Source organism: Aquincola tertiaricarbonis (assembly GCF_023573145.1).
GTDB lineage: Bacteria > Pseudomonadota > Gammaproteobacteria > Burkholderiales > Burkholderiaceae_C > Aquincola > Aquincola tertiaricarbonis_B.
This window is the reverse complement of sequence record NZ_CP097635.1, coordinates 322,605-338,196: the sequence shown is the minus strand read 5'-3', so window position 1 is coordinate 338,196 and position 15,592 is coordinate 322,605. Positions and strand designations below refer to the sequence as shown.

The 15,592-nt window shown below is 69.5% G+C and carries 14 protein-coding genes; 4 read left to right on the top strand and 10 right to left on the bottom strand.

The annotated features are described in order from the left end of the window. Positions 1-181: 181 nt before the first annotated feature. Positions 182-781: a TetR/AcrR family transcriptional regulator gene (locus MW290_RS01495; protein WP_250195594.1), complete on the bottom strand. Its 600-nt coding sequence runs from the start codon at positions 779-781 to the stop codon at positions 182-184. Between the two features lie 65 nt (positions 782-846). Here MW290_RS01495 and MW290_RS01490 point away from each other — a divergent pair, with 65 nt between their 5' ends. The 4 genes from MW290_RS01490 to pdxR are packed head-to-tail and all read left to right on the top strand — an operon-like array spanning position 847 to position 6,577. After that, positions 847-2,238: an MATE family efflux transporter gene (locus MW290_RS01490; RefSeq protein ID WP_310740085.1), complete on the top strand. Its 1,392-nt coding sequence runs from the start codon at positions 847-849 to the stop codon at positions 2,236-2,238. A gap of 40 nt (positions 2,239-2,278) precedes the next feature. Continuing rightward, a complete protein-coding gene (gene gabT / locus MW290_RS01485) occupies positions 2,279-3,589 on the top strand; it encodes a 4-aminobutyrate--2-oxoglutarate transaminase (RefSeq protein WP_250195593.1) in 1,311 nt (436 codons plus the stop codon). A gap of 12 nt (positions 3,590-3,601) precedes the next feature. Beyond that, on the top strand, positions 3,602-5,041 hold the full coding sequence (locus tag MW290_RS01480) for an aldehyde dehydrogenase family protein (RefSeq protein WP_250195592.1): 1,440 nt from the start codon (positions 3,602-3,604) through the stop codon (positions 5,039-5,041). A 24-nt stretch (positions 5,042-5,065) separates the two neighbouring features. Further along, a complete protein-coding gene (gene pdxR, locus MW290_RS01475; RefSeq protein ID WP_250195591.1) occupies positions 5,066-6,577 on the top strand; it encodes a MocR-like pyridoxine biosynthesis transcription factor PdxR in 1,512 nt (503 codons plus the stop codon). Between the two features lie 10 nt (positions 6,578-6,587). On the opposite strand, the gene MW290_RS01470 is transcribed toward pdxR, so the two are convergent. From MW290_RS01470 to MW290_RS01430, 9 genes are all read right to left on the bottom strand, one after another. Next, a complete protein-coding gene (locus MW290_RS01470; protein ID WP_250195590.1) occupies positions 6,588-8,006 on the bottom strand; it encodes a DUF3138 family protein in 1,419 nt (472 codons plus the stop codon). Beyond that, complete coding sequence (locus MW290_RS01465; RefSeq protein WP_250195589.1) at positions 8,003-8,866, bottom strand: ABC transporter permease; 864 nt, start codon at positions 8,864-8,866, stop codon at positions 8,003-8,005. Before MW290_RS01465 ends, MW290_RS01470 begins: the two co-directional genes overlap by 4 nt. Then, entirely contained in the window at positions 8,863-9,789 is a 927-nt protein-coding gene (locus MW290_RS01460; RefSeq protein WP_250195588.1) for an ABC transporter permease, read from the bottom strand. The genes MW290_RS01465 and MW290_RS01460 overlap by 4 nt, the downstream gene beginning before the upstream one ends. Further along, the gene (locus MW290_RS01455) at positions 9,786-10,898 is read right to left on the bottom strand and encodes an ABC transporter ATP-binding protein (protein WP_250195587.1); all 1,113 of its coding nucleotides are present in this window, start codon (positions 10,896-10,898) and stop codon (positions 9,786-9,788) included. Before MW290_RS01455 ends, MW290_RS01460 begins: the two co-directional genes overlap by 4 nt. 2 nt (positions 10,899-10,900) lie before the next feature. Then, positions 10,901-12,016: a polyamine ABC transporter substrate-binding protein gene (locus tag MW290_RS01450; protein WP_250195586.1), complete on the bottom strand. Its 1,116-nt coding sequence runs from the start codon at positions 12,014-12,016 to the stop codon at positions 10,901-10,903. A 102-nt stretch (positions 12,017-12,118) separates the two neighbouring features. Beyond that, positions 12,119-12,484 (bottom strand): cupin domain-containing protein, encoded by a 366-nt coding sequence (locus MW290_RS01445; protein WP_250195585.1) that lies wholly within the window; start codon positions 12,482-12,484, stop codon positions 12,119-12,121. A gap of 13 nt (positions 12,485-12,497) precedes the next feature. Further along, positions 12,498-13,994: an aldehyde dehydrogenase gene (locus MW290_RS01440; RefSeq protein WP_250195584.1), complete on the bottom strand. Its 1,497-nt coding sequence runs from the start codon at positions 13,992-13,994 to the stop codon at positions 12,498-12,500. Further along, a complete protein-coding gene (locus MW290_RS01435) occupies positions 13,975-14,787 on the bottom strand; it encodes a gamma-glutamyl-gamma-aminobutyrate hydrolase family protein (protein WP_250195583.1) in 813 nt (270 codons plus the stop codon). The genes MW290_RS01440 and MW290_RS01435 overlap by 20 nt, the downstream gene beginning before the upstream one ends. A 17-nt stretch (positions 14,788-14,804) precedes the next feature. Continuing rightward, the gene (locus MW290_RS01430; protein ID WP_250195582.1) at positions 14,805-15,557 is read right to left on the bottom strand and encodes an SDR family NAD(P)-dependent oxidoreductase; all 753 of its coding nucleotides are present in this window, start codon (positions 15,555-15,557) and stop codon (positions 14,805-14,807) included. Between the last annotated feature and the right edge of the window lie 35 nt (positions 15,558-15,592).

The window sequence follows — 15,592 nt, the reverse complement described above, 5'->3', positions numbered from 1 at the left end:
AACAAGTCAGTTTTCCTCCGCGCTTTTCCCAATGAGATCAACAGCTTAGGTCGCCGTTTTGTATCCCATCAGCCACCCCAAGAATTAAGCAACGCCGACATGACCTAGGTCCTGTCGGCGTTTTGCTTTGTGCCTCGCACCGCCCCTTGCCGTGAGCCTGCAGCCGGTTCGGGTGGCGACATCAGCGCGCCTGTGTCAGCCCGTCCAGCACGCTCGCCAGCGTCGCATGGGCGCGTTCGCGGCGGCGCTCGGTGCTCGGGCCTTCGGCTGCCCAGAACGCGAGATTGATCGTCGCGCCATTCAACAGATGCGCCAGTGCTTCGGCATCGGGGGTGCTGATGCGGCGGCGGTCGATGAGGCCTTGCAATTCGGCCAGCATGTCCCCAAACCCCGACTCCATCAGGATGTCGACCGCCTTCATGCCCAGCACCGCCGGCGCGTCCTGGAACAGGATGCGACTGCGGTCAGGGCGGAGCACGGCGTCCAGGTAGGCGTGGAAGCAGGCCCGGAAGCCCTCCCAGTCATCGGGCGTGGCCTCCCAGACGGCCTGTATCTCGCCGCCGATCTCCGCGTCGATCCGGCGCAGCACCGCCTCGAACAACCCGGCCTTGTTGCCGAAGTGGTGGTGCAGCGCGCCGCGCGTGACCCCAGCCTCTGCGGCCAAGGCATCGAGCGAAACGTCCGCGAACCCATGCTCGGCGAAGGCCCGGTGAGCAACCACGATCAGCCGGTCGGTCGTGGCTTGGGCAGCTTGAGCACGGGTGGTTCGGCTGTTTGACATACGCCTCGTATGGAATCGCTAAAATGGCATACGGAGCGTATGTCAAACCTTGCCGAGCGCACAAGATGTCGAAGCTGTCGTCCATCCGGCGAGAAATCCCCTCGATCCTGGCATTGGCCATTCCCATCGTGGCGGGCCTGGGTGCGTCGACGCTGCTGGGCGTGACCGATTCGGTGATGCTGGCGCCCCTGGGGTCCTTGCCCCTGGCGGCGGTCGGCGTTACCAACGCGGTTGCCGTCATCGTCTTTGCGGCGATCTACGGGCTCCTGTCTGCCTTGTCGGTGCGGGTGGGTGCGGCGCACGGTGCGGGGCAGGCGCGGCGTATTCCGGCGCTGTTGCGCAGCGGTCTGGCCCTCGGCGCCATCGTGGGCGCGCTGGGCGTGGTGGTGATGCTCGCGGCCTGGCCCCTGCTGCCGTGGCTGGGCCAGCCGCGCGAGGTGTTGGCCATCATGTTCCCCTACTGGCTATCGATCGCCGCACTGATGCTGCCGTTTGCGCTGCTGTCGGTGTTCAAGGCCACCTTCGAAGCCGTCGGACGGCCGTGGCTCGGCACCGGCTTCGCCTTTCTCGCGGTGGGTATCAACGTGCCGCTGAACTATGCGCTGATCTGGGGTGTCGGGCCGCTGCCCATGCTGGGGCTCACCGGCGCTGGCGTGGCTTCGTTGATCGCCGAAAGCCTAGCGCTGGTGGCCGCCTGGACGTTCTGGCAGCGTGCCCGTTCCATGCAGCGGTTGCGCGTGCGTGCAGGCCTTGAGAGGCAACAGGTGGCCTCGCTGGCCCGGGAAGGCGCGCCGCTCGGGTTGATGTACGTGGCGGAGACCGGTGCCATGGCGGTGGCCACGCTGCTGATCGGTACCTTCGGCGCCGTCGCGCTCGCCGGCAATCAAGTGGCCATGTCTGTGGGCGGCGTGCTGTACATGGTGCCGCTGGGGGTGGCCGGCGCGGTGGCCATCCGGGTGGCGCAGGAACGCGGTGCACGCAACGACGCGGCGCTGCGCCCGATTGCCTTGGCCGCGCTGTCACTGGCGACCGTGTGGCTGGCGTTGGCGGCGGCCATCCTGGGCCTGCACGGCCGCACGATCGCCGTAGCCATCACGCCTGAGCCAGAGGTGGTTGCGGTGGCGGCAACGCTGTTCTTCGTGTTCGCCTGCAGCCAGGTGATGGACGGCGTGCAGTCCACGATGACGGGGGCGTTGCGGGGCCTCTCTGACACGGGGTTTCCGGCGTGGCTGTCGCTGTTGGCGTATTGGGCCCTGGGCCTACCGCTGGGCTGGGTGCTGGCGCATCCCGCGGGTCTGGGGCCGGCAGGGGTCTGGGCCGGCTTCATCGTCGCGCTGGGCATGGCGGCGCCGGTGCTGGTCTGGCGCTTTCTTCAACAGACGACATCGGCCCGCGCCCCCAAGTGGTCCAGAGCACGCGGGTCAAGTGGTTCACCGCGGATGCAGCCGCGTTCCTAGCATCCCCTCCATCGCGCCAAGCTGGAGGAGGCCCCTGGACATGACTGCTGTTTCAACCGCCGCTGATCTGCAGGCCGGCAATGCGGCCTGGGTGGCACGCCGCCAGGCCAGCGTGGCCCGCGCCATCGGCTTTGCCCACCCGCTGTTCGCCAGCCGCGCCGAGAACGCGCACCTCTGGGACGTGGAGGGCCGCCGGTACATCGACTTCATCGCCGGCATTGCGGTGTGCAACACCGGCCACAACCATCCGCGCATCGTGCAGGCGGTGGCGGCGCAGCTGGGACGGTTCTGCCACACGTCCTTCCAGGTGGTCGGCTACGACAGCTACGTGGAGCTGGCCGAACGGCTGTGTGCCGCCGCGCCGGGCCCTGGCGCCAAGAAGGCGTTTTTCATGAGCACCGGGGCCGAGGCGGTGGAGAACGCGGTGAAGGTGGCCCGCTACGCCACCGGTCGCAGCGCCGTCGTGGCCTTCGAAGGGGCTTTCCACGGCCGCACGCTGCTGGGCATGGCGCTCACCGGCAAGGTCGCGCCCTACAAGGCCGGCTTCGGCCCCATGCTGCCGGACGTGTTCCACGTACCGTACCCCAGCGTGGCCCACGGCATCTCGATGGACGATGCGCTGTATGCGCTGCAGCGGCTGTTCAAGTTCCAGGTCGATCCGCAGCGCGTCGCCGCGCTGATCGTCGAACCGGTGCAGGGCGAAGGCGGCTACATCCCGGCACCCGAAGGCTTCCTGGCCGCACTGCGCCGGGTGTGCGATGCGCACGGCATCCTGCTGATCGCCGACGAGATCCAGACCGGCATCGGCCGCACCGGGCGGCTGTTCGCGGTGGAGCATGCCGGCGTGGCGCCCGACCTGATCTGCCTGGCCAAAGGGCTGGGCGGCGGCACGCCGATCTCAGGCGTGGTGGGCCGTGCGGACGTGATCGATGCGCTTCCGCCCGGTGCACTGGGCAGCACCTACGCCGGCTCGCCGCTGGCCACCGCGGCGGCGCTGGCGGTGCTGGACGTGATCGAGCAGGAAGGCCTGCTGGCGCGGGCCACGGCCATCGGCCGGCGCATGCGCTCGGCGCTGCAGCAGCTGGCCGAGCGCCACCGCAGCATCAGCGACGTGCGCGGCATCGGTGCCATGACGGGGCTCGAGCTGTCGGTGGGCGGCGACATCCACCAGCCGGCCACCGATCTGGCGGCCGCGGTGAAGACGGCGGCGGCCGACCGCGGGCTGCTGGTGCTGACCTGCGGCAACTCGAACAACATCATCCGTCTGATGCCGGCGCTGACCATGGAGGACGCCACCGTGGACGAGGGCATGGACATCCTGGCCGACGCACTGCGCGCGGCCGGCGCCTGAAGGGGCCGTGCCGTGGCCCAAGTCCATGCCAACCTGATCGGTGGTCGCTGGGTGACCGGCGCTGCAGCGGCCGAGAACCTCAACCCGTCCGACACCACGGACATCGTGGGCGTGTACGCGCTGGCCAGCGCGCAGCAGGCCCGTGAGGCCGTGGCAGCCGCCGAGGCCGCGTTCACGGCCTGGTCGGTCAGCACGCCGCAGCAGCGGGCCGACGTGCTGGATGCGGTGGCCACCGAGATCCTGGCGCGCCGCGACGAACTGGGTAGGCTGCTGGCGCGGGAAGAGGGCAAGACACTGCCCGAGGCCATCGGTGAGGTGGTGCGGGCGGGCCACATCTTCCGCTACTACGCCGGCGAAGCGCTGCGCCCCGGGGGCGAACTGCTGGCCTCGCTGCGCCCCGGCGTCGGCGTGGAGGTCACACGTGAGCCGGTGGGCGTGGTGGCGTTGATCACGCCGTGGAACTTCCCCGTCGCCATCCCGGCCTGGAAGATTGCGCCGGCCCTGGCCTGGGGCAACACCGTGGTCTTCAAGCCCAGCGAATTGGTGCCCGGCTCGGCCTGGGCGCTGGCCGACATCCTGCACCGGTCAGGCCTGCCGGCCGGCGCCTTCAACCTGGTCAACGGTAGCGGGCCGGAGGTGGGTGCTGTGCTGGTGGACGATCCACGGGTGGCGGCCGTCAGCTTCACCGGCAGCGTGGCCACCGGCCGTGCCGTGGTGGCCCGTGCCGCGGCGCGGGGTGCCCGCGCGCAGGCCGAGATGGGCGGCAAGAACCCGCTGGTGGTGCTGGACGATGCTGACCTGGACGTGGCCGTGAACGTGGCGCTGCAGGGCAGCTATTACTCGACCGGGCAACGCTGCACCGCCAGCAGCCGCTTCATCGTCACGCCGGGCATTCGTGGCCGCTTCACGCAGGCACTGGCCCAGGCACTGCGACAGCTGCGCGTGGGTCATGCGCTGGCGCCCGACACCCAGATCGGCCCGGTGGTGGACGACAGGCAGCTGACGAAAGACCTGGACTACGTGCAGCTGGGCCGGGCCGAAGGCGCCCGGCTGCTGTGCGGCGGGGCGCGGCTGCAGCGCGACACGCCGGGCTATTTCCTGTCGCCCGCGCTGTTCGACGATGCGCGGCCGGACATGCGCATCGCCTGCGAGGAGATCTTCGGGCCAGTCGGCTGCATCGTGCCGGCCCGCGACTACGACGAGGCGCTGGTCTTGGCCAACGCCACGCCGTTCGGGCTGTCGGCGGGCCTGTGCACCACCTCGCTCAGGCATGCCGCACACTTCAAACGCCATGTGCAGGCCGGCATGGTCATGGTGAACGTGCCCACGGCCGGCGTGGACTATCACGTGCCCTTTGGCGGCCGCAAGGCCAGCAGCCACGGCCCGCGGGAACAGGGGCGGCATGCGATGGACTTCTACACGGCGGTGAAAACCGCGTATACCGCTGCCTGACTCCACCCCGCCAGCCGCTGCCTTGTGACCGTACAGCCCACCACAGACAGCCTGGCAGAGTGGCTGCGGGGCCAGCAAGCCCGGCACCCCGGTCTGGCCCTTCGACTTCAACTGGCCCAGGGCCTGCGTGACGCCGTGGTGTCCGGCGTGCTCACGCCCGGCCAGCGGTTGCCGGCCACGCGCGCCCTGGCCGGGCAGCTGGGCGTGGCGCGCAACACGCTGGTGGCGGTTTACGCCCAGCTCGAGGCCGAAGGCTTCGTGGTCGCGGGCCATGGCTCGGGCACCTATGTGCGCCGCGTGGTGCAGGACCGCCTGTGCGAGGCATCTGCCGCCGTGTTGCCCGAGGGTCCGGTGGCTCGGCCCCGCCTGTCACGACGCGGCCAGAGCTACCGCAACGACCCCATCCACGAGTTCTGGGTCGAGCGTCCGTTCTGCCCAGGTGGCTTCACCGACGAGCTGTTCCCGCAGCAGGTGTGGAACCAACTGCACATGCAGGCGCTGCGCCGGCCCGACGCCAGCCTGCTGCGCACGGGGGCCACCGGCGGCGCACCGGCACTGCGGACGGCCATCGCCCGCCATGTGCGCGCTACCCGCGGCGTGCGCTGTGAGCCCGAGCAGGTGGTGCTGACCGATGGCACCGCCCAGTCGCTGGCGCTGGTGGGCCGGCTGCTGTGCGACCCCAACGACGACGTGATCGTCGAGAACCCCTGCTACTGGGGCGCCCGGCGCGCGCTGGAGCACCAGGGCCTGAAGCTGCGGCCGGTGGATGTGGACGAGGCCGGCGCCCCGGTGCCCACCGCCGCAGCCGCGGGCGCACGGCTGGCCTACCTGACACCTTCGCACCAGTTCCCGACCGGCGCGGTGATGCCGTTCGCGCGGCGCCTGCATTGGCTGGCGTGCGCCCGCGCCGCCGGCATGCTGCTGCTGGAAGACGACTACGACAGCGAATTCCGTTATGCCGGCGCGCCCGTGCCTTCGCTGCAGGGGCTGGATGCAGAAACCGGTGGTGGCGACCATGTGGTGTACCTGGGCAGTTTCAGCAAGACCATGTTCCCGGGCATACGCCTGGCCTTCATGGTGGTGCCGGCTTCGCTGGCGCCGGTGTTCTCGGCCGCCGCCACCGACTACGACCGCGACGGTGACCAGCTGCTGCAAGGCGTGATGGCCCGCTTTCTGGAGGAGGGCCATTACGCCGCGCATGTGCACCGGCTGCGTGAGGCCTTTGGCCGTCGGCGCGAGGTGCTGGTGCAGGCGCTGCATGCCCATGTGCCCGAGCTGTCGCGCGCCGACAGCGCGCTGCGCCTGACCGGCGGCGCACGTGGTGTACACCTCAGCTTCTCGCTGCCGGCGGGGGTGGACGACCGCGCGGTGGCCACGGCGTGTGCCCGGCGCGGTGTCACCGTCATCCCGCAGTCGGCTTACTGCGTCGGCCCGCCGCGTTCGGGCCTGGTGCTGTCCTATGCAGGCGTTCGTGAGGCCGACATCGAAGCGCTGGTGCGCACCATCTCGCCCGTGCTGCGCAGCGCCGCACGTTGACCGAAGGGGTTCAGAACGCCACCAGCACGGAAGCACCGAGCAGGTGGTTCGCCTTCTTGAACTCGCCCGTCTTCACGTCCTCGAACACCGGCTGGCTGGCGCGGTCCAACCGATACTCGGCCTTGAACGTGGTGCTGGGGTTGAACAGGTAGCTGGCGCCCAGCGTCAGCGCGCTGCGGTTGGCCCCGCGCTGTGGATCGCCGTTGACCCCGGGGCCGATGCCGTTGCGGCTGTCGGCCGTCGCAAAGGTCAGCAGGCCACCGCCGTTCCAGTGGTTTGCCAGGTAGTCCAGCCGCGCCGTGGTCTCGAAGCGGGGCGTCCACTTGTAGGCCACCAGGCCCGACAGGCCCCACCACTTGGCGTCCTGGAAGCTGCCATCGGAGGCCAGGGCGATCGCGGCGTCGCGCTGGCGGCCCACGCTGGCTTGGCCTTGCACCGTCCAGTCGCCGCGGGTGAAGTAGCCGTCCACCTCGAACAGATCGACGCGGGTGTCGTGACCCACCCGGTCCGGGAACAGCGCTTGGCCGTCGGCGTCCTGCACCGCATAGCGCGGGTTGGCCGTCGTGCCGTGCACGCCCGCGAAGCCGAAGCCGCTGAACTCGCCCTTGGCATAGTCCGCCCGGTAGGCCAGCACTGGCGACTTGTTGCCGCTGCTGCGCTGGCTGGTGTTCATGTTGGCCAGCACGGCCTTGTAGATCCACTTGCCGTCGGCCAGCTCCACGCCGGCGCCGGTATAGGCCGTCGGCAGCGTGAAGTCGAACAGCAGGTTGTGGGTGATCAGCTTGTTCTGCGTGGCGGGCAGGAACTCGTAGCCCGACCAGTCGGGCAGCTGGCCGGCGATCAGCCGGATCTGCGAGTCGGGCAGCGGCACCGAGACGCTGGCTTCGTGGATCGGTGAGTTGGTGTCGAAGACCGAACCCACGCCGCGGTTGGGCGCCAGCGTCAGACGCCAGCGGGTGCCCGAGTCGGTCTCCTTCTGGAAGTCGATGACCGCAGCGCCGAAGTACGAGTTGTCGTAGTTGTAGCCGTCACCGCCGCTGTTGGTGTCTACCCGGTTCAGGAACTGGAAGCCCGCCCGGTTCTGTGCCTTGTTGTAGATGTAGGTGGGGTCCACGTAGCCGCTGATCTTGAGACCCTTGAAGCCCATCGCCTCACGGGCATCTTCCAGTGCTTCGGTCTTGAGCTGCACCCGGTTGAGCTCGGCGGCCTGCTCCGGGGTCATGCCCCACTGTGCGGTCTTTGCCGCGGTCGTTGTGGTGGCGGCGGCAGGGGCCTGGGGGCGGGCCTCCAGCTCGGCGACACGGGCTTTCAAGGCCTGTATCTCCTGCACCAGGTCGGCGACCGACTGGGCCGACACGGGGCCGGCCAGGGCGCTGCCGAGCGCCAGCAGCGCAGCCTGCGCCAGGGGGTGGCGTTGCCAAGATCTCATCGGATTCTCCTCGGTGGGGTGGTTGCTTGGGCGATCTCGCGCTGCCGGCGCCGCTCGGCGCGGGCGATGGCCAGGCTGGCGCATACGGTGAACACCGCCACCACCAGCACGATGAGCGTGGCGACGGCATTGACGCTGGGGTTCAGCCCCAGCCGGGCGCGCGAGAAGATGACCAACGGCAACGTGGTGGCACCGGGGCCGGACAGGAAGGCGGACAGCACCACGTCGTCGAGCGAGAGCGTGAAGGTGAGCAGCCAGGCCGACAGCAGCGCCTGCGCGATCATCGGCAGCGTGACCAGACAGAACACGGTCCAGGGGCGGGCGCCCAGGTCCATGGCCGCTTCTTCCAGCTGCGGGTTCAGGTCTTGCAGCCGGGCCCGCACCACCACCGTGGCGTAGGCCATGCCCAGCAGCAGGTGGCCGAGCCAGATGGTCAGCAGCCCGCGCTCGGGCACGCCGAGCGCCTTCTGCACGCTCACCAGCATCAGCAGCAGCGACAGGCCGATGATCACCTCGGGCATCACCAGCGGCGCATTGACCATGCCGGTGAACAGCGTGCGGCCGGCAAAGCGCCTGTACTTCACCAGTGCGAAGGCCGCCAGCGTGCCCAGCAGCACCGAGCCACAGGCGGTGAAGAAGGCGATGCGCAGGCTCAGCCACAGGCCGTGCACGATCTCGTTGTCCTGCGCCAGTGCCCGGTACCAGCGCAGCGTGAAGCCGCCCCAGCTGTTGGGAATGCTCGAGTCGCTGAACGAGAACACCACCAGCGCCACGATGGGCAGGTACAGGAACAGGTAGCCGGCGCCCAGCCAGCCGCGCGCGAAGCCGCGGCCGAGGGCAGGGTGACGCAGCGCCTTCATCGACCGGCCTCCTGCTGCGCCTGCGCGCGGTTGAACAAGGCCAGCGGCACCAGGATGAGCAGGATCATGGCCACGGCCACCGTGGAGGCCATCGGCCAGTCGTTGTTGCTGAAGAACTCGTCCCAAAGCACGCGGCCGATCATCAGCGTCTGCGGGCCGCCCAGCAGCTCGGGGATGACGAATTCACCGATGCAGGGAATGAACACCAGCATGGCGCCGGCCACGATGCCGGGCCGCGACAGCGGCACCGTCACCCGCCAGAAGCCGGCCCAGGGCGTGGCACCCAGGTCGGCCGCGGCTTCCAGCAGCCGCAGGTCCAGCCTGGACAGGTGCGCATACAGCGGCAGGATCATGAAGGGCAGGTAGGTGTAGACCATGCCCAGCACCAGTGAGAAGGGCGTGTTCATGTACTTGCCCGGCGAGGTGATCAGGCCGGTGGCCAGCAGCAGCGGGTCCATGCCGATCAGCCCCAGCAGCCCGGCCACCCAGCCCTGGTCGGACAGCAGGCCCTTCCAGGCATACACGCGCAGCAGGAAGCTGGTCCAGAAGGGCAGCATCACCAGCATCAGCAGCGCCGGCTGCAGCGTGCTGCGGGCCCGCGCCATGAAGTAGGCAAAGGGGTAGCCCAGCAGCAGGCACAGCGCGGTGGTCATGGCCGCGTAGCGGATGCTGGACAGGTAGCTGCGCAGGTACAGGTCGTCTTGCAGCAGGGCCGGGTAGTTGCCCAGCCGAAGGCTCAGCTGCAGCAGCCCGTCTTTCAGCGTGATCAGGTCGGTGAAGCCCACGCCCTGCATCTCGGAGACCGAGATCTTGAGCACGATGAGGAAGGGGAGCACGAAGAACACCAGCAGCCATGCGTAAGGTGCGGCGATGACGACGCTGCGGCCGCGCAGGCGCAGCCGCTTGAAGGAACAGGACTTCATTGCGTGAGCACTACCTGCGCATCGGGCGTCCAGTGGGCCCAGGCCGCGTCGCCCCAGCCCAAGGCCTGCTGGCGGTGGCGCTCGGCGTTGTGCTGGCTGACCTTGAGCATGCGGCCACCCGGCAGCTCCAGGTGGTAGACGGTGAAGCTGCCGAAGTACGACAGGTTGCGGATGCGGCCCTGCACCTGGTTGCAGCCCGGCAGCGCGCTGCCAGGGGGTGGCGGCTCGGTCGCCAGCTGGATCTTCTCGGGCCGCAGGGCGACTGCCACCTTCATGCCGATGCTGCCGGTGATGCCATGGCCGACGTGGTGGCGCAGGTCGCCACAGTCGATCACGCAATGGGCCGGCTCGTCCTCGGCCAGCGTGCCATCCATCAGGTTCACGTTGCCGATGAAGTCGGCCACGAAGCGGCTGGTCGGCGTCTCGTAGACCTCGGCTGGCGGCGCCACCTGGAGCACCCGGCCTTCGCTCATGATGGCGATGCGCGAGGCCATGGTCATGGCCTCCTCCTGGTCGTGGGTCACCATCACGCAGGTCACGCCCACTTCCTCGATGATGTTGACCAGCTCGATCTGGGTTTCTTCGCGCAACTTCTTGTCCAGCGCGCCCAGCGGTTCGTCCAGCAGCAGCAGCTGCGGCCGCTTGGCCAGGCTGCGCGCCAGCGCCACGCGCTGCTGCTGCCCGCCCGACAGCTGGTGCGGCTTGCGCTTGGCGTACTTGTCGAGCTGCACCAGCTTGAGCATCTGGCCCACGCGTTCGGCGATGGCGTCGCGCGCCATGCCGTCGCGCCGCAGGCCGAAGGCGATGTTGTCCCACACCGTGAGGTGCGGAAACAGCGCGTAGCTCTGGAACATCATGTTGATGGGCCGCTCGTACGGCGGCAGCCCTGCCAGGTCCTGGCCATCGAGCACGATGCGGCCGGAGGTCGGCGTCTCGAAGCCGGCCAGCATGCGCAGCAGCGTGCTCTTGCCGCAGCCGGAGGAGCCGAGCAGCGCGAAGATCTCGCCCTTGGCGATCTCCAGGCTCACATGGTTGACGGCCACCGCACCGCCGCCGAAGTCCTTGACGACGTCCTCGATGCGCAGGAAGTCGGTCTTGACGGCCGCCACGCTCACAGCCCCGTCTTGAACGAGGTGTACACCCGGGTCATCAGTCGGCGCAAGTCGTTGTTCAGCGGCTCGGGCACCGTCATGCGCTGCAGGTCCGACTCGCTCAGGAACACGGTGGGATTGCTGGCAATGTCGGCCGACAGGTACTGCTTCGATGCCGGCACGCCGTTGGGGTAGAACACCTTGGCCGTCACACCCGCAGCGTTCTGCGGGTCGAGCACGAAGTTGATGAACTTGTGCGCGTTGTCGGGGTGCGGCGCATCGGCCGGAATGGCCAGCGTGTCGATGAAGAGGGTGGCGCCGGCCTTGGGCATCAAGGCCTCGATGTGCTGGCCGGTCTTGCCTTCGATGGCACGGCGGCGCGCAATGTTGATGTCACCCGACCAGCCCAGCGACACGCACACGCTGCCGTTGGCCAGGTCGTTGATGTAGCCCGACGAGCTGAACAGCGTGACGTAGGGCCGGATGGACTTGAGCAGCTCGCCGGCGGCGTTGTAGTCGCCGGGCTGGCGGCTGTAGGGGTTGCGGCCCAGGTACTTCAGCGTGGGCGGCAGGATCTCCGACGGCGAATCGAGAAAGCTCACGCCACAGCTCTTGAGCTTGCTCATGTACTCCGGCTTGAACACCAGGTCCCACACGTTGTCCGGCATCGGCGTGCTGCCCAGCGCGGCCTTGACCTTGTCGACGTTGATGCCCACCGTGGTGTAGCCCCACAGCCAGACGGTCAGGTACTGGTTGCCCGCGTCCAGCTTGCTCAGCGAAGCCAGCATCGCCGGGTCGGCGTTCTTCAGGTTCGGCAGCTTGCCCTTGTCCAGCCGGGCCAGCAGGCCACCGTCCAGCTGCAGCTTGGCCCAGTGCGAGGACGGCACCACGATGTCGTAGCCCGATTTGCCGGCCACCAGCTTGGCATGCAGGATCTCGTTGTTGTCGTAGTTGTCGTAGCGCACCTTGATGCCGGTCTGCGCCTCGAAGTGGCGGATGGTGTCCTCGCCGATGTAGTCGGACCAGTTGTAGATGTTGAGGACCTTCTCCTCGGTCTGCGCCGGTGCCTGAACGGCCAGGCTGGCAAGGGTGGCGGCAAGGGCCGTCTGGAAGGCACGGATCTGGATCGGCTTCATGGTGTGGCGAAGGGAGTGCGGCGACGGACCCATGCTAGGAAGGAGTCCACCAGGCCGGTTGGGCCACTTGACGTGACTGCCGGGGACCACTCCGCACGCACTTCAGGCCGCTGCAGCCGGCTCGTACAGCGCGAAGCGCTTGAGCGCGGTGTGCACCACGCGCCAGCGGCCGGTGAAGCCCGCGGCCACCACGAACTCGTCACCGGCCTTGAACGTGGCCACGCCGCCTGCTTCGTCGATCAGCTCGATGCGGCCTTCGAGCAGCCGGCAATACTCGGTCTCGGTGTAGCGCACCGTCCACTCGCCAGGCTCGCTCCACCACGTGCCCGTCATGAAGCGGCCGCTCGGGTCCTGATGTTCGATCCACAACCGCTGCAGCGGATCGCCGGCCACGCGGCGGGCGGGGTCCAGGCGGTACTCCGCGAAGCCGGCCGACGGCTGCGGTGGCAGGGCGATGACATGCTGCATGGAGGGCTCCTGTTCAGGCGGCATTGATACGCAGCCAGGTGGTCTTGAGTTCGGTGTACTTGTCGAAGGCATGCAGGCTCTTGTCGCGCCCGTTGCCGCTCTGCTTGTAGCCGCCGAAGGGCACGGTGATGTCGTCGTCGTTGTATTGGTTGACGTGCACCGTGCCGGCGCGCAGCGCCCGCGCCACGCGGTGTGCGCGGTGTACGTCGCTGGTCCACACGCCGGCCTGCAGGCCGTAGGGGCTGTCGTTGGCGATGGCGATGGCCTCGGCTTCGCTGCCGAAGCGGATCACTGTGCCCACCGGCCCGAAGATCTCCTCGCGTGCCACGGCCATGCGGTTGTCCACCTGGTCGAACAGTGTGGGCGCCACGTAGCAGGCGCCGAGGTCGGCCCGCACGCGCTGGCCGCCGGTGAGGCAGCGCGCCCCTTCGGCGCTTGCCTGGGTGATGGCGCGCAGCACGCCTTCAGCGTGGGCGGCATCCACCAGCGCGCCCATGCCGGCGCCGGGGTCCAACGGATCGGCAGGCGAATGGCGCAGCGCCTGCGCCACCAGCGCCTCGGTGAAGCGGTCGGCCACGCGCTGATGCACCAGCGCCCGTGTGGGCGCATTGCAGGATTCGCCCTGGTTGTAGAACAGGCTGCCGGCCACTGCGGTCGCGGCCGCTTCCACATCGGCATCGTCGAACACCAGCACGGCGGACTTGCCGCCCAGCTCGGTGTACACGCGCTTGAGGTTGCTCTGGCCGGCGTACTCGAACATGCGCTTGCCGATGCGGGTGGAGCCTGTGAAGGCCAGGCCATCGACATCGTGGTGCAGGGCCAGCGCCTCGCCCGCTTCATGGCCGTAGCCGGGCAGCACGTTCAGCACGCCGGGCGGCAGGCCGGCTGCCAGCGCCAGTTCGGCCAGCCGCAGCGCGCTGAAGGGTGAACGCTCGCTGGGCTTGAGCACCACGCTGTTGCCCGCGGCCAGCGCGGGTGCCAGCTTCCAGGCGGCCATCATCAGCGGGTAGTTCCACGGCACGATGGCGGCGATCACGCCCATCGGCTCGCGGGTGACCAGCGCCAGCGCATCGTCGGCCGTGGGCGCGATCTCGTCGTACAGCTTGTCCACCGCCTCGCCATACCAGGCCAGGGTGCGGGCGGTCAGCGACACGTCCGCCGCCAGCGCGCGGGCCACCGGCTTGCCCATGTCCAGGCTTTCGGTCAGGGCCAGCTCGTCGGCGGCCTGCAGCACTTGCTGCGACCAGGCCTGCAGCACCGCCTTGCGCTGGGCCGGCGACTGGCGGCGCCAGCGGCCATCGTCGAAGGCGGCACGCGCCGAGCGCACCGCGGCCTCCACATCGGCGGCGCCGCAGCGGGCCACGGGTGGCAGCGGCCGGTCGTCGCGTGGTGAGCGCTTCTCGAAATGGCGGCCATCGGCGGCATCGCGGCGGCGGCCGTCGATCAGGGCGCGGCCGTCGAGCGTCAGCCGGTCGGCCAGGGCGGTCCAGTCATCCAGGGTCATGGTCATGGTCAGGGGGCGGTGATGCTGCCGCCGCACGTTCGGTGGCAAGGCGCTGGCGTCGCGCCTGGTGGCGGCGACAGGCGCTGCCGAACGCGGCCAGCAGGCGTTGGGAATGGGGGTTCTCGGCGGCGCGCCACTCGGGGTGCCATTGCACCGCCAGCGCAAACGGCGCCGTGGGTACCGACACCGCCTCGGGCAGCCCGTCGGGTGCCCGGGCTTCGATGCGCAGGCCGGCCGCGGGCACCGCGATGCCCTGGCCATGCAGCGAATTGACGGCCAGCCGCGGCACCTGCAGCAGCCCGGCCAGCAGGCCGCCGGGCTCCACCAGCACCTCATGCACCGGCGCGTACATGCCGCCGGCTTCGTCCTCGGCGGGCGGGCGGTGGTCGGCCAGGCCGGCCACCTCGTGCACCGCCTGGTGCAGGCTGCCGCCCAGCGCCACGTTGATTTCCTGCAGCCCGCGGCAGATGCCGAACAGCGGCGTACCCGCAACCAGTGCCGCGCGCACCAGCGGCAGCACCCAGGCGTCGCGCCGCTCGTCCAGCGGCAGCGTGTCGTCGTGCACCGATTGACCGAAGTGGCGGGGGTGCACGTTGGAGGGTGAGCCGGTGAGCAGCACGCCGTCCACCAGCGAGAGCACGTCCGCCACGTCCTGCGGCTGCAGGCCGGGCACCACCCAGACCTGGCCACCGGCCAGCCTGACGGCCTCCACGTACTTGTCGCCCACGGTGTAGCTGGGCAGACCCTTGACGGTCTGGTGGCAGGCCGGCACCAGGATACGAGGCAGGCTGGCGTTCATCGCGGTGTTCCTGGGTGTCATTGGGCCGAGGTGCCGCCGTCCACCGGCAGCAGCACGCCCGTCATGAAGCTGGCCGCTTCAGAGGCCAGGAACACCACGGCCTGTGCCACCTCCTGCGGCCGGGCGACGCGGCCCATGGGGATGCCGCTGGCCAGCGCCTGCATCTTGGTGGCGCGGTCGCCGGTGCTGAAGGCCTGGTCCAGCATCGGCGTGTCGGTGTCGCCGGGGCACACCGCATTGACGCGCACGCCATCGGTGGCATGGTCCAGCGCCATGCAGCGGCTCATCTGCGCCAGCGCCGCCTTGCTGACGCAGTACACCAGCGCGCCGCGGGCGCCCATCAGCGCCCAGTCGGACGCCACGTTGACGATGCTGCCGCGGCGGGCCGCGATCATGGCCGGCAGCACCGCCCGGCACATGCGGAAGGGCGCGCTGAGGTTCACCTCCAGCAGCCGAGACCACTGCGCGTCGGTCGTCTCCAGCGCGGTGCCGTTGGTCAGCATGCCGGCGTTGTTGACCAGCACGTCGATGCGGCCGTGCAGCGCCAGGGTCGCTTCGGCCAGGCGGCCCGCGGTGGCCGGGTCAGCCTGGTCGCCGGCGATGAAGTGCGTCTCATGGCCTTGCGCGCGCAGGGCCGCCAGCAGCGCCTGGGCCCGGGCTTCGTCGCGGCCGCTGAGCACCAGCATGGCACCCGCCGCCGCAAAGGCCTCGGCGATCGCGCGGCCGATGCCCGAGGTGGCGCCGGTGATCAGGCAGACCTTGCCTTGCAATGAAACGATTCGTGGTGCACCCTCCCGCTGCGCGG

Excerpts from the sequence above, each read along its gene's own strand:
- MW290_RS01435 (WP_250195583.1), bottom strand. The coding sequence starts at position 14,787 with ATGAACGCCAGCCTGCCTCGTATCCTGGTGCCGGCCTGCCACCAGACC.
- MW290_RS01445 (WP_250195585.1), bottom strand. The coding sequence starts at position 12,484 with ATGCAGCATGTCATCGCCCTGCCACCGCAGCCGTCGGCCGGCTTCGCG.
- gabT (WP_250195593.1), top strand. The coding sequence starts at position 2,279 with ATGACTGCTGTTTCAACCGCCGCTGATCTGCAGGCCGGCAATGCGGCC.
- MW290_RS01490 (WP_310740085.1), top strand. The coding sequence starts at position 847 with ATGTCGAAGCTGTCGTCCATCCGGCGAGAAATCCCCTCGATCCTGGCA.
- MW290_RS01460 (WP_250195588.1), bottom strand. The coding sequence starts at position 9,789 with ATGAAGTCCTGTTCCTTCAAGCGGCTGCGCCTGCGCGGCCGCAGCGTC.
- MW290_RS01495 (WP_250195594.1), bottom strand. The coding sequence starts at position 781 with ATGTCAAACAGCCGAACCACCCGTGCTCAAGCTGCCCAAGCCACGACC.
- MW290_RS01440 (WP_250195584.1), bottom strand. The coding sequence starts at position 13,994 with ATGACCATGACCCTGGATGACTGGACCGCCCTGGCCGACCGGCTGACG.
- MW290_RS01470 (WP_250195590.1), bottom strand. The coding sequence starts at position 8,006 with ATGAGATCTTGGCAACGCCACCCCCTGGCGCAGGCTGCGCTGCTGGCG.
- MW290_RS01465 (WP_250195589.1), bottom strand. The coding sequence starts at position 8,866 with ATGAAGGCGCTGCGTCACCCTGCCCTCGGCCGCGGCTTCGCGCGCGGC.
- MW290_RS01450 (WP_250195586.1), bottom strand. The coding sequence starts at position 12,016 with ATGAAGCCGATCCAGATCCGTGCCTTCCAGACGGCCCTTGCCGCCACC.